Below are 13,944 nucleotides of genomic sequence, written 5' to 3'. Positions count from 1 at the left end.
GGACGCTCTATTGAACGCATAGGGATACATGCGTAATGAATGAATTATCAGAAGGATCTGTGTCGGGTATTTCTGCGGATAATCCGGCAGGCGGCAATAGGTATTTGAATTACCTGGCAGCCAGTGTTCCAGCGCTTATAAAAAGCCCCTCCCTGTCAAAACGTGTAGCGAAGGCAACACGGGCGGCTGATTTCCCTGAGTGGTATGTCAAGGCAAGCGCTATCGACCGTCAGTACCTCAAGGAACTCGGCAACGAACGTTGGCGGTTGCAAGACAGTCTGGATGACACGCTGGGTGATCTGAAAAAGGACATCAATGAGTTCGCAGAACCGTTGCTCATTCAAGCCCTGCAAGAAAAGCTGAGCCTGGAACTGGATGTGCGGACCACGACGATTCGGCTTTACGTGCCAGCCCTGCTGGGGTTTGGCATCGACACCAATGCCAGCCGACTCAGGGAGTCAACCCTGCTGGAGGCCGCGCTGCACAACTTCGAGGACGCTGAAACCCGTGCCGGCGCCTTTCGCGACGGCTCCGGTATTTTCATCACCGATGCCGAAGGTGAGCTGCAACGTCATTCGTTGACCATCGAAAGTTTTGCGAGCCTTTGCCGGGAGCTGGACGTCGGTGCGCAGTACCAGCGGCACATCACTGGCTTGTTGAATCCTGCCCGGGCCGAGGCGAAGGCGTCCCTCGAACGACACTTCATCGGCACCGAAAAGGCCGCGTTCAATGAGTCAGCACTGAATGCGTATTTAAAAGGCGATGTCAGCGCTTATGGCTACGGCAAACTAAAACAACTGCGCGATGAGCAGACAAACATCCTGATGGGGCGTCGCCCTTTACAGTCCCATCGATTGACGCTGATGGGCGTAAAGTTAAGCGGTATTGTGCTGTTCAGTGCGGTGGCTGATCCCACGCAGATAAAAAAATTTTACGACGGTCTGACTCCTGACTATCAGCAAGCGCTGATGGAGTGGTCCCGGCAATTGGCAGTTTTGCCCGACCAGCTGTTTGATCAGTTCAAGCTGCTCAAGGCTTTTTTTGCCAACGGCCCCAGCGGCGTTGCCGAAGAAATGCTGCGCAGAGACGATATCTACAAGCAAAACCGGCTTGAAGGCACCCTGATTGCCTACGTGCCCGATGATCCTGATCACCCTTTGAAAGAGTACGACTCCTTCACCGATTTCATGAAGGAGCTGACAAGCCAGCTGCGCTCCTCGGACTACCAACAGTTCTTCAGCCGCTTCGTGCCGCAAAAAGACAAAGGACAGTTTTTTACTCGCGTCAAAGAGCGCTTTAGCACCTTCACCTGGCAACAACGCGAACCGTTGAGCATGGGGCCGTGGTGGCGAGAGACGGCGGTGGAAAATCCCGATGCTGAACCGGTCACCAACGTGATTGACGGTTTGCTCTGGCCTGCGCTCGGCCGATGGCGGTGCGATAAGGCCATCGCGGATTCGCGGCACATTGCCGTTCCCACTGGCGATGAAGATGCCAACGCCCGTTGGGCACGATTGAGCAGCTACGTGAGCATCGGCTGGAACGTATTCAACTTCGGCGCGATGCTGGTGCCGGGTCTGGGAGAGGCGATGCTGGGCGTCATGGTCGGGCAAATGGTCCTCGAAACCATGGAGGGCATCGAAGACTGGAGCAAGGGCGACAAGGACGAAGCGGCGGCATTGTTGACCGGTGTCCTGATCAATGCGGCCCAGCTGGCCATCATGGGAGCAGGACATGTGTTGCCGACGGGCGCAGCGGCGGCGATCAAGCCTTCGGCATTTGTCGACCAGCTAAAACCGGTGGTGCTCGCTGACGGCAAGACTCGCCTCTGGAACCCGGACTTGAGCCCGTATGAGCATCAAGTCAGTTTGAGTTCCGACTCGACGCCCAACGAGCGAGGCCTTCACGCGCACGGCGATAAGGAGTTGCTGCCGCGCGACGGCAAATACTTCGCGGTGCAGGACGATCCACTGACCGGCCAGCCAAGGATGCAGCATCCGGACCGGCCCACAGCTTACCAGCCAAAGCTTGACCACGATGGCGCCGGTACCTGGCACACCGAACTCGACCGCCCTGTCGAGTGGACTTCGGCCGAGCTCATGCGTGGGCTGGGGACGAAGTCAGAAGCGTTCGATGATGCAATGCTTGAACGCATCCGTATCGCCAGTGGTATCGAAGAAGATGTGTTGCGTCGGCTGCATGTGGAAAACGAAGCGCCGCCCGCATTGCTGGTCGACACCCTCAACCGGTTCAAGGCGTGGGCGGAAACGGGGAAGCTGCCTGAGAACGACCAGTCAAACATTGCCGACGCCAGGACGCTTCAGGACACCTTTGCGCAATTGCCTGCCAACATGGCAGAGGAGCTACTGAGCGCCGCTGATCCGGCTGATTTGCGAGTGCTGGCCGAGCAAAAGCGTATTGGCTTGCACCTCAGGCAACAGGCGCGCGCCGCCTCGCTGGAGGTGCGTCTGGCGCGTGCCTATGAAGGACTGTTCCTTGATTCACTGCAGGCGCCGGATACGGAAAAACTGGCACTGCATAGCCTGGAAAGCTTGCCGAACTGGCCGCAAGAGGTGCGCATCGAAATTCGCGAGCATTCTTTCACTGGCCGTCTGCGCGACAGCATTGGCCCAGAAGAAGCGGATGTACGCAAAGTCCTGGTCAGCACGGAGAACGGTTATGAAGCGCGGGATGCCGAGGACAACCATCTGCACGGCGCCGATGACCTGTTTTCTTCGGTATTGCATGCCCTGCCTGACGCTGAACGCAAAGCACTGGGTTTTGAAATCAATCAAGGCTCGGCACTCAAGCACACCGTTCAAAATGCACCGTTGGCGCGTGACCAGCTGCGTCCGATACTGGCGGACAGCCCACTGCGCAAGCCGGCCTATGATCCCGAGACGATGAAGCTGTTCGGTGGAATGCCTCTTCCTAAAGGTATTCGACGGCTCACCGGACGCCTGACGTTGCAGGAACGCGTCAGGAGCGTGCGGCCGGGCTGGACGGAGGAGCAAGCCCAGGCTTATCTGGACGGTGCCGGCGACGAGGCTGACCCGGAGCTGCGGGCCAGCGCGCTGGAAGCGGAATTCAACCGCCTCAATACCAACTTCCAGCGCTGGCTGAATTCGCCGACCGAAGCGTACAGGTTCAGCCCTGCCGGCGTTGCCGAATGGCAGTCCAGAAACTCACTTTACAAGGCCATTCGGCAGTGCTGGCAGCAAACCGCTCCCAGGGATGTGGACTCTTTCGAGAATCTGCAGGGGACGGTGCTTGACCTCAGGAATATGCCCTTGGGGCGGCACTTGGGGACCATGCCTCCTCTGGACGCCAATTTTCAGCACGTGACCTGCCTGAACTTGCTGGGCACTGAAATGACCGACGCTCACGTCGCCTTTCTTGATCATTTCCCCAAACTCCGTTCGCTCAACCTCACCGGCAACCGGCTCACGCATTTTCCCAGTGCCGTGGGGCGAATGATTGGGCTGACCGAGTTGTACCTCGCCAATAACCGGATTGTGCTGGATATGCAGGGCGCTACGTATTTGAGATGGCTTACCCGCCTTCAAAGTCTGGATCTTCAGGGGAACCCGCTGGGTCGAGTGCCGGATATCGGCGGTATGCGCCTGCTGCATACGGTGATGCTGGGTGAGACTGGCATTGATACCTGGCCGGACGGATTGTTTTCTCAACCCCGGTTCCGACATTTTTACTTGAACCTGCAACGCAATGAACTGAGGGTCATCCCTCGGGTGACGCCCGGCTCTGTCGGAGCGGAGCTGGTGGCGCGGACGGTGTTGAGTCGGGACCGGCAGTGGATGTCGGCCGATACTCTGAACACGCTCAGAGACCACATCAGGTCCGTCGGCCTGGACCCCGATCGCCCGTATCCGCCTCGTGGTGTGCGCGACAGCCTTGATTGGGAGGCAGGCCTGACGCGGCGAGATTGGGTCGCCAAACAGGCGATATGGAACAGTGTCGAGGACGAATTCGGTTCGGTGCCTTTTTTCAATAAGATCAGGAAGCTCACTGAGTCCAGCCATTTCCAAAACGACAACGCATTCAGAGTGGACATGACGAGCAAGGTCTGGCGAATGCTCGAAGCGATGTCCAAGGACAGTGAGTTGCGGCGCAACCTTTTTGTCATGGGCAGGGACGAGGCTACCAACTGTGTGGATGCCGGGGCCCAGTTGTTCAATTCAATGGGTGTGGAGGTGCTGATCCACGAAGCTTATGAGCTGAGGAGTCCAAGCCTCGTGGAGGCTGAACTGGTGCAGCTTGCCAGAGGCAAATCCCGTCTGGATGAGTTGAGCCGGATTGCCCACCAAGTGGTCGCCAAACGACTGGCGGGCGGTGAACGATTCATGGTGGTCGATGCCAATGGCGATTTTTCGGGGACCATCGATGAGGTCCAGGTACATCTGGGCTACATGACGGACCTGGCCGAGCGACTGGATCTGCCCTGGCAATCCCGTGATCTGCAGTTCCGCACGCACACGGGCGTCACGTCTGAGATGATCGAAGATGCCTATCGGCGGGTACTGGATCTGGAGGCCGGCGATTTGCTGCGTGATTCAATCAGTGAACAGCCGTTCTGGACGTCTTACATCCAGGGCTCGAATCGTCGCGCGTTCAAGGTGTTCAGGCGTCGAATCGATGCGACGACGGAGTTTTTCATGGCGCTTGATAAGCGCGCGACCGAACAGGATCTTTCGCTTGAGGCAAAGGCCGGCCTGAAAGAGGAACTGAGGGTGCTCGCCGCAGAGCTGGGCAAACCGGACAGCGAGATTGGCCCGGGGCAAGTCATGAGCAATGAGGCCTATGCTGCCGAGTTGAACTTGATCGATACCGAGATGAAAACGCTGCTGAAGACCCTGACCCAACAGGCGATGGATCGGGCGAAGCTGTAAAGGGTGGAGGTACCCTTTACGGTTGAACCGAGCAACTGATTGACCTGAAAATACAGCCGTCCCGGCACGAAGATTGATGCCCTTCGTGCCGGTTTTTTTATGCCTGACTGGAAATCAAAACAGAAAATACCGCTGGGCCATCGGCAACACATCCGCCGGCTCGCACCAGAGCAAGACACCGTCAGCCTTGACCTGATACGTCTGCGGGTCGACGTCGATCTTCGGCAGGTAATCGTTGTGAATCAGATCGCTTTTCTGCACCTCGCGACAGCCTTTGACCACCGCGATTTTCTTTTTCAGACCCAACGCTTCGGGCAATCCCGCCGCCTGCGCCGCCTGACTGATAAAGGTCAGGCTGGTGGCGTGCAGTGAGCCGCCGTAGCTGGCGAACATCGGGCGGTAGTGCACCGGTTGCGGCGTCGGGATCGAGGCGTTGGCATCGCCCATCAGGCTGGCCGCAATGGCACCGCCCTTGAGGATCAGTGTCGGTTTGACCCCGAAGAACGCCGGCCGCCAGAGCACCAGATCGGCCCATTTACCCACTTCGATCGAGCCCACTTCGTGGCTGATGCCGTGGGTGATCGCCGGGTTGATGGTGTATTTGGCGATGTAGCGTTTAGCGCGGAAGTTGTCGTTGCCTTCGCCATCTCCCGGCAGCGCGCCGCGCTGTTTTTTCATCTTGTCGGCGGTCTGCCAGGTGCGGGTGATGACCTCGCCGACGCGGCCCATGGCCTGACTGTCAGAGCTGATCATCGAGAACGCGCCGAGGTCGTGGAGGATGTCTTCGGCGGCGATGGTTTCGCGGCGGATGCGGCTTTCAGCGAAGGCCACGTCTTCGGCAATGCTCGGGTCAAGGTGGTGACAGACCATCAGCATGTCGAGATGCTCGTCGATGGTGTTGCGGGTGAACGGCCGGGTCGGGTTGGTCGAACTCGGCAACACGTTGGCAAAGCCACAGGCCTTGATGATGTCCGGCGCGTGACCGCCGCCCGCACCTTCGGTGTGGTAGGTGTGAATCGTGCGGCCCTTGAAAGCGGCGAGGGTGGTTTCGACAAAACCGGATTCGTTGAGGGTGTCGGTGTGGATGGCAACCTGGACGTCGTATTGGTCGGCCACTGTCAGGCAGTTGTCGATGCTCGCGGGCGTGGTGCCCCAGTCTTCGTGCAACTTCAGGCCGATGGCGCCGGCCTTGACCTGTTCGATCAGCGGTTCCGGCAGGCTCGCATTGCCCTTGCCGGTGAAACCGATGTTCATCGGGAACGCGTCGGCGGCCTGGAGCATGCGCGCCAGGTGCCACGGCCCGGAAGTGCAGGTGGTGGCGTTGGTGCCGGTGGCGGGGCCGGTGCCGCCGCCGATCATGGTGGTGACGCCGCTCATCAGGGCTTCTTCGATCTGCTGCGGGCAGATGAAATGGATGTGCGTGTCGATGCCGCCGGCGGTGAGGATCATGCCTTCACCGGCGATCACTTCGGTGCTGGCGCCGATGGCGATGGTCACGTCCGGCTGTACGTCCGGATTGCCGGCCTTGCCGATCCCGGCGATGCGCCCGTCCTTGAGGCCGACGTCAGCTTTGACGATGCCCCAGTGATCGACGATCAGCGCGTTGGTGATCACCGTATCGACGACTTCGGCCGCCAGTAACTGGCTTTGACCCTGACCATCACGGATGACTTTTCCGCCACCGAATTTCACTTCTTCGCCGTAAGTGGTGAAGTCTTTTTCCACTTCGATCCACAGCTCGGTATCGGCCAGGCGGACCTTGTCACCGACGGTGGGGCCGAACATGTCGGCGTAGGCCTGACGGGAAATTTTCATTGGGATTCCTTGCACAAATTGATCGTTCCCACGCTCTGCGTGGGAATGCCGCCATGGACGCTCTGCGTCCGCCGTTATGTGACGCGGAGCGTCACGGGATGCATTCCCACGGGGACCGTGGGAACGATCAGTCAGTCGAGATCGCCCATGATCCTGCCGGCAAACCCGAACACCCGGCGATGCCCGGCCAGGTCGACCAGCTCGACCTCGCGGCTCTGCCCCGGTTCGAAGCGCACGGCGGTGCCGGCGGGGATGTTCAGGCGCATGCCGCGGCTGGCGGCGCGGTCGAAAGTCAGGGCGTCGTTGGTTTCGAAAAAGTGGTAATGCGAACCGACCTGGATCGGCCGGTCACCGCTGTTGGCCACTTTCAGACTGACAGTGCGTCGGCCCACGTTAAGCTCGATGTCGCCGGGCTGGATCTGGTATTCACCGGGAATCATCAATGGGCTCCTTGGAGAATTTTGTAGTAGAGGGCGGTTGGTTTGTACCGGCCGCTCGGGTCGCAGGCGTAGTCGGGGATTTCACCCGCCTTGGTGTAGCCCAGGGCTTTGTAGAAGTCTTCGGCGGGGGAGCCGGCCTCGGTGTCGAGGTAAAGCATGCCGCGCTTGTGCTGAAGGGCTGCCTGTTCCAGTGCATTCATCAACTGTTGGCCCAGACCCCGGCGACGCGCGTGTTCACGCACCAGCAGTTTCTGCACTTCGGCACGGTTCAGGCCGTTGGCTTTCTGGCACAAGGTCAGTTGCACGCTGGCCTGGACCTGTTCGTCCTTGACCACCACCCACAACAGCACGTTGCCTTTGTTCAGGTTGTCCTGAACCTCATCGAAATAGGCGCGTGCCTGGGTGGCGTCCAGATTGGCCATGAACCCGACGCTGGCGCCGTAACCGACGGCGTCGAGCAGCAGGTCAATCAATCCCTGACGATAGTGCGCAAAGCTTTCAACATTGACGCGTCGCAGTTGGGCGGGGTTCATCGGGCGTTACTCCTTGCTGGCAGTCGGTGGCTCCGCGCCAGGATTGAGGGTCAGTTGCATGAAAGTCAGGTCCAGCCAGCGGCCAAACTTGGTGCCCACCTGGGGCATCTGACCGGTGATCACGAATCCGGCCCGTTCATGTAGACGAATAGAAGCGGCGTTGCCGCTTTCGATGGCGGCCACCATCACGTGCTTGTCGCAGCCTTTGGCGCGCTCGATCAGTACGTCCATCAGTCGCGGACCCAGGCCGTTGCCCCGTTGGTCGCTGCGCACGTAGACCGAATGCTCGACGGTGTGGCGGAAACCGTCGAACGGCCGCCAGTCACCAAATGAAGCGTAGCCCAGCACACTGTTATCGCCGTCGACGATCACCAGAATCGGATAACCCTGGGATTGGCGCGCACTGAACCAGGCCTGACGGTTGCCCAGGTCTACCGCCTGTTCGTTCCAGATCGCCGTGGTGTTGAGCACGGCGTCGTTGTAGATGTCGCGGATTCCCGGCAGGTCGGCATGCACTGCGTCACGGATGAGGTAGGTCATGGCTCGGCCTCAGGCGATGGGTTGGTGGACGGTGACCAGTTTGGTGCCGTCGGGGAACGTCGCTTCGACCTGGATCTCCGGGATCATTTCCGGGATGCCTTCCATCACTTGATCGCGGTTCAGCAGGGTGGTGCCAAAGTGCATCAGCTCGGCCACGGTCCGGCCATCGCGGGCGCCTTCGAGCAGCGCGGCGGAAATGTAGGCCATGGCCTCCGGGTAATTGAGTTTCACGCCGCGCGCCAGACGCCGCTCGGCCACGAGGCCAGCGGTGAAGATCAGCAGCTTGTCTTTTTCACGTGGGGTCAGGTCCATCGTTGGAATCCATCTGGGCAGATAAAAAAGTATTCGGATCTGTAAATACAAACCCCCTGTGGGATTGCATTTCAGGTGCTCCATATTCTTGGCGGGACGGCTTCTCGGCCTAACAGCGCAGGCCGCAGCAATCGCCACAAATCAATAAGCCAACCCCGTGCCAACAGCGCTTCACTGGCCAGGCACCGGGCAACCAATAGCCCCGGCAACTGCGTCAGGTCACCGCGCACTTCATTGGGCAGCGAGCGGCACGTCTCCAGCAACTCGCTATCGACTTCGCCCGTCACCAGCAGCGTGGCAAAAACCGGTTGCCCGTCCAGGCCAATCGGCGAGTCGAGCAAACCATCATTCCCGACAATGCGCTGGCGTTCGTGCCAGAGCAACTGGCCGTCGCGGCGGATATTCAATTGCGCCTGGAAATGCCCGAGGTCGAAGCGCTCACCACTGGCCGGGCGACCCAGCGCCACCACGTCCCAGTAGAACAGTCGGGCATCGCCCTCAAGGTTGATCGAGGTGCTGAGTTCGGCCTGGGCGTCGCTGAAAATGATCGTCTCCTGGGGCAGCCATTCCAGTGTCGCACCGGTCGCGACGTGCAAATCCAGCTGCTGATAAGCGGGCCCTGCAGCGCGATACCACTTGGCGGCACCGGGGCTGGTGATTTGTGCCCAGGCGTCAGCGCCGACGCTGGCGCTGATGTCCAGTCGATCACCCCCGGCAATCCCGCCCGGCGGGTGAACGATGATGTGCTGGCACACCTCGGGCCCTTCGGCGTACAGGTGCTTTTGCACCCGCAACGGGCCTTGGTGCCGGCGCTGGACCGGGCGCGTGCTCTCGCCGAAGCGGGCATAACCCAGCTCCAGCTCGGCGTGCCAACTCGGGGTAAACAGGGCCGGCTCTGTGGTCAGGGGCAGTAAAGGTAAATTCATGATTTCTAATAATCGTCAGGACGCTACAGACTAGATCGTAACCAGGCCGCGCACACCTTCGGCTTCCATATTTTCACCGCGACCCTGTTGCACGATCTCGCCCCGGGACATCACCAGGTACTGATCGGCCAGTTCGGCGGCGAAGTCGTAAAACTGTTCCACCAGCAAAATCGCCATGTCGCCACGGGCCGCGAGCTTCTTGATCACCGCGCCGATCTCCTTGATCACCGACGGCTGAATGCCTTCGGTGGGCTCGTCGAGGATCAGCAAGCGCGGACGACTGGCCAAGGCTCGACCAATCGCCAGTTGCTGCTGTTGGCCGCCGGACAAGTCGCCGCCACGGCGTTGCTTCATTTGCAGCAGCACCGGGAACAGCTCGTAGATGAATGCCGGGACTTCCTTGGCTTCGCTGCCGGGGAAACGCGATAGGCCCATCAACAGGTTTTCTTCCACGGTCAGCCGCCCGAAGATTTCCCGTCCCTGAGGCACGTAGGCGATTCCGGCGTGAACCCGCTGGTGCGGCTTGAACGTGGTGATCGGTTTGCCTTCCCAGTTCACCGCGCCTTCTTTGGCCGGCAGCAAACCCATCAGGCATTTGAGCAGCGTGGTTTTACCCACCCCGTTGCGCCCGAGCAGGCAGGTGACTTCACCGACCTTCACCTCAAACGTCAGGCCGCGCAGGATGTGGCTTCCGCCGTAGTATTGGTGCAGCTTGTCGACGTGCAGCATGTTCAACGTTCTCCCTCAGTGATCGTTCCCACGCTCTGCGTGGGAATGCCGCCATGGACGCTCCGCGTCCGCCGTTATGTGACGCAGAGCGTCACGGGATGCATTCCCACGCAGAGCGTGGGAACGATCAATTCTCAGCGGCCGAGGTAAACCTCAATAACACGCTCATCGGCCTGCACCTGTTCCAGTGACCCTTCGGCCAGCACGCTGCCCTGGTGCAACACGGTGACGTGGTCGGCAATCGAGCCGACGAAGCCCATGTCGTGTTCCACCACCATCAGCGAATGCTTGCCGGCGAGGCTTTTGAACAGCTCGGCGGTGAACTCGGTTTCGGCGTCGGTCATGCCCGCCACCGGTTCATCGAGCAGCAACAATTGCGGGTCTTGCATGAGCAGCATGCCGATTTCCAGAAACTGCTTCTGACCGTGGGACAACAACCCCGCCGGGCGATTGACCGAGGCGCTCAGGCGAATGGTTTCCAGCACCTCAGTGATGCGATCTTTCTGCTCACCGCTCAAACGGGCCCGCAGGCTGGCCCACACCGACTTGTCGGTTTTCTGCGCCAGCTCCAGGTTTTCAAAAACGCTCAACGCTTCGAACACCGTCGGTTTCTGAAACTTGCGACCGATGCCGGCCTGGGCGATTTGCACTTCGCTCATCTGCGTCAGGTCCAGGGTTTCACCGAACCAGGCCTTGCCGTGACTGGGGCGCGTCTTGCCGGTGATCACGTCCATCAGGGTGGTCTTGCCGGCGCCGTTGGGGCCGATGATGCAGCGCAACTCGCCGACTCCGATGTACAGGTTCAGATTGTTCAGTGCGCGGAAGCCATCGAAGCTCACGCTGATGTCTTCCAGGGTCAGGATCGTGCCGTGGCGCGTATCCAGGCCAGGACCGACACGTTGCCCTAGACCGATGACGTCGCGGCTGCTTCCGGCGTCCCGGTTGGGTTCCAGCGGCGGGAAAAACGCCGGTTCGAGCATGAATTCAGCCGTCGCAGTCACTCTCATTGTTCACCCCTTTTTTTCAGCAGGCCGATCACGCCTTTGGGCAGGTACAAGGTCACGATGATGAACAGCGCCCCGAGGAAGAACAGCCAGTACTCCGGGAACGCCACGGTGAACCAGCTCTTCATCCCGTTGACCACGCCGGCGCCAAGCAACGGACCGATCAGCGTGCCGCGGCCACCCAGCGCGACCCAGACTGCGGCTTCAATCGAGTTGGTCGGTGACATTTCACTTGGGTTGATGATCCCGACTTGCGGCACATACAGCGCGCCAGCCAAGCCGCACAACACCGCGCTCAACACCCAGACAAACAGCTTGAACCCGCGCGGATCGTAGCCGCAGAACATCAGGCGGTTTTCGGCATCGCGCAGCGCCGTCAACACCCGGCCAAACTTGCTCTGCGCCAGTCGCCAGCCGATGAACAGGCTCGCCACCAGCAACGCCACCGTGGCGAAAAACAACACGGCGCGGGTGCCCGGTTCAGTGATGCCGAAACCGAGTATGGTGCGGAAATTGGTGAAGCCGTTGTTGCCGCCGAAGCCGGTTTCGTTGCGAAAAAACAGGAGCATTCCGGCGAAGGTCAGGGCCTGGGTCATGATCGAGAAATACACGCCCTTGATCCGCGAGCGGAAGGCGAAGAAGCCGAACACCAGTGCCAGCAACCCAGGCGCCAACACCACCAGGCACATCGACCAGAGAAAGCTGCTGGTGCCGGTCCAGTACCACGGCAATTCGGTCCACGACAGGAACGTCATGAACGCCGGCAAGCCATCGCCCGAGGCTTGGCGCATCAAGTACATGCCCATCGCGTAGCCGCCGAGAGCGAAGAACAGGCCGTGACCGAGCGACAACAGGCCGGCGTAACCCCAGACCAGATCCAGTGCCAGGGCGACGATGGCGTAGCAAAGGATTTTGCCCACCAGCGTCAATGTGTAGGCCGAGACGTGAAACACGCTGATGGGCGATAGCAGCGACATCAGCGGCAACGCCAACAGCAAGACAAGGATCACCGCGCCAACGGCAATCGTGACTTTCGGGCCGGCCTTTTGTGTGGCCGTGAGCAACAGGGGCTGGTTCATCAGTCGATCACCCGTCCTTTCAATGCGAAGAGGCCTTGCGGACGCTTCTGGATAAACAGAATGATCAGCGCGAGGATCAGGATCTTGCCCAGCACCGCACCAATCTGCGGCTCAAGGATTTTGTTGGCGATGCCCAGGCCGAAGGCCGCCAGGACGCTGCCGGCCAACTGACCGACGCCGCCGAGCACCACCACCAGGAACGAGTCGATGATGTAGCTCTGGCCGAGGTCCGGGCCGACGTTGCCGATCTGGCTCAGCGCCACGCCACCAAGGCCGGCAATGCCCGAGCCGAGGCCAAAGGCGAGCATGTCCACGCGCCCCGTTGGCACACCGCAGCACGCGGCCATGTTGCGGTTCTGGGTGACGGCGCGCACGTTCAGGCCTAGTCGCGTCTTGTTCAGCAACAGCCAGGTCAGCACCACCACAAACAGGGCGAAGGCGATGATCACGATGCGGTTGTAGGGCAGCACAAGGTTGGGCAGCACTTGAATCCCGCCGGAGAGCCAGGCCGGGTTCGCGACCTCTACGTTCTGTGCGCCGAACACCAATCGCACAAGCTGAATCAGCATCAGGCTGATGCCCCAGGTCGCCAACAGGGTTTCCAGCGGACGGCCGTAGAGGTGACGAATCACCGTGCGCTCCAGCGCCATGCCGATGGCGGCGGTGACGAAAAACGCCACCGGCAAGGCGATCAGCGGATAGAACTCGATGGCTTGCGGAGCGAAGCGCTGAAACATCAACTGCACCACATAGGTCGAGTACGCGCCGAGCATCAGCATCTCGCCGTGGGCCATATTGATCACGCCGAGCAGGCCGAAGGTGATCGCCAGGCCCAATGCCGCGAGCAGCAAAATCGAACCCAATGACATGCCGCTGAACGCCTGTCCGAGCAGCTCGCCGATCAGCAGTTTGCGTTTGACTTGCGCGAGGCTGGTTTCGGCCGCCGTGCGCACACTGGCGTCGGCTTCGACACCCGGTTCGAGCAGGCTTTCGAGGCGGGTGCGCGCCTGCGGGTCGCCGGTTTCGCCGAGCAAGCGCACGGCGGCGAGGCGCACGGCCGGGTCAGTGTCCACCAGTTGCAGATTGGCCAGGGCCAGGCTCAGGGCGGCGTGAACGCTTTCGTCTTTTTCGCCGGCCAGTTGCCGGTCGAGGAATGTCAGTTGCGCCGGTTTCGCGCTTTTCTGCAATTGCTGCGCGGCGGCCAGACGGGTTTTTGGGTCAGCGGCGAGCAGTTGATGGCTGGCCAGTGCGGTGTCGATCAGACCTCGCAGGCGATTGTTCAGGCGCAGGGTTTTGGCTTGGCCGTCGACGGTCAATTCGCCTTGTTGCAGGGCATTGATCAATTCGATACGGGCCGGCTCGGGTTGCGCAGCCCAGGCTTCCAGCAGTTTGGCTTGCTGCACGGGATTGGCAGCGACGAAGTCTTCGGCGTCGCTGGCCTGTACGGCCATCGGCAGCAATAGTGTGATCGCGAGGAGAAAACGGTAAAGGGCAGTGGGCATGTCATTGGCCTTGCGCGGACAATGTGGGAGCGGGCTTGCTCGCGAATGCGGTGTGTCGGGCGACTCAGATGTTGAATGTGAGTCAGCATTCGCGAGCAAGCCCGCTCCCACAGGGATTTGTGTAGTCCCGAGTGGAGTGCTCGGGACCCGACATCCA

General features: G+C 60.3%; 11 protein-coding genes. 1 reads left to right on the top strand and 10 read right to left on the bottom strand.

All coding sequences use genetic code 11. The features are described 5' to 3' along the window. Positions 1-35: 35 nt before the first annotated feature. Entirely contained in the window at positions 36-4,907 is a 4,872-nt protein-coding gene (locus ACM6I0_RS01805) for a dermonecrotic toxin domain-containing protein (RefSeq protein ID WP_414921344.1), read from the top strand. A 114-nt stretch (positions 4,908-5,021) separates the two neighbouring features. On the opposite strand, the gene ureC is transcribed toward ACM6I0_RS01805, so the two are convergent. The 10 genes from ureC to urtB form a co-directional block, all read right to left on the bottom strand. Next, the gene (ureC, locus tag ACM6I0_RS01800; protein WP_414921343.1) at positions 5,022-6,722 is read right to left on the bottom strand and encodes an urease subunit alpha; all 1,701 of its coding nucleotides are present in this window, start codon (positions 6,720-6,722) and stop codon (positions 5,022-5,024) included. A 131-nt stretch (positions 6,723-6,853) separates the two neighbouring features. Beyond that, positions 6,854-7,162 carry an urease subunit beta gene (locus ACM6I0_RS01795; protein WP_109627750.1) on the bottom strand — a complete coding sequence of 103 codons (309 nt, stop codon included), beginning with the start codon at positions 7,160-7,162 and terminating at the stop codon, positions 6,854-6,856. Further along, positions 7,162-7,695 (bottom strand): GNAT family N-acetyltransferase, encoded by a 534-nt coding sequence (locus ACM6I0_RS01790; protein ID WP_285431844.1) that lies wholly within the window; start codon positions 7,693-7,695, stop codon positions 7,162-7,164. Before ACM6I0_RS01790 ends, ACM6I0_RS01795 begins: the two co-directional genes overlap by 1 nt. 6 nt (positions 7,696-7,701) lie before the next feature. Continuing rightward, entirely contained in the window at positions 7,702-8,235 is a 534-nt protein-coding gene (locus ACM6I0_RS01785) for a GNAT family N-acetyltransferase (RefSeq protein WP_414921342.1), read from the bottom strand. A gap of 9 nt (positions 8,236-8,244) precedes the next feature. Further along, positions 8,245-8,547 (bottom strand): urease subunit gamma, encoded by a 303-nt coding sequence (gene ureA / locus ACM6I0_RS01780; RefSeq protein WP_090176138.1) that lies wholly within the window; start codon positions 8,545-8,547, stop codon positions 8,245-8,247. A 71-nt stretch (positions 8,548-8,618) separates the two neighbouring features. After that, positions 8,619-9,473, bottom strand: a complete 855-nt coding sequence (locus ACM6I0_RS01775) for an urease accessory protein UreD (RefSeq protein ID WP_414921341.1) — start codon at positions 9,471-9,473, stop codon at positions 8,619-8,621. 30 nt (positions 9,474-9,503) lie between these two features. Next, complete coding sequence (gene urtE / locus ACM6I0_RS01770; RefSeq protein WP_208670277.1) at positions 9,504-10,202, bottom strand: urea ABC transporter ATP-binding subunit UrtE; 699 nt, start codon at positions 10,200-10,202, stop codon at positions 9,504-9,506. Positions 10,203-10,336: 134 nt separating this feature from the next. Beyond that, positions 10,337-11,209 (bottom strand): urea ABC transporter ATP-binding protein UrtD, encoded by an 873-nt coding sequence (urtD, locus tag ACM6I0_RS01765; RefSeq protein WP_222589579.1) that lies wholly within the window; start codon positions 11,207-11,209, stop codon positions 10,337-10,339. After that, positions 11,206-12,285 carry an urea ABC transporter permease subunit UrtC gene (gene urtC, locus ACM6I0_RS01760; RefSeq protein WP_414921340.1) on the bottom strand — a complete coding sequence of 360 codons (1,080 nt, stop codon included), beginning with the start codon at positions 12,283-12,285 and terminating at the stop codon, positions 11,206-11,208. Before urtC ends, urtD begins: the two co-directional genes overlap by 4 nt. Continuing rightward, positions 12,285-13,787, bottom strand: a complete 1,503-nt coding sequence (urtB, locus tag ACM6I0_RS01755; RefSeq protein ID WP_414921339.1) for an urea ABC transporter permease subunit UrtB — start codon at positions 13,785-13,787, stop codon at positions 12,285-12,287. Before urtB ends, urtC begins: the two co-directional genes overlap by 1 nt. Positions 13,788-13,944 lie beyond the last annotated feature (157 nt).

The sequence above is a fragment of the Pseudomonas sp. IT-P294 genome (assembly GCF_949767865.1).
In the GTDB taxonomy this organism is placed as follows: domain Bacteria; phylum Pseudomonadota; class Gammaproteobacteria; order Pseudomonadales; family Pseudomonadaceae; genus Aquipseudomonas.
The sequence above is the reverse complement of the archived record's forward strand: the minus strand, read 5'-3'. Positions and strand labels throughout refer to the sequence as shown.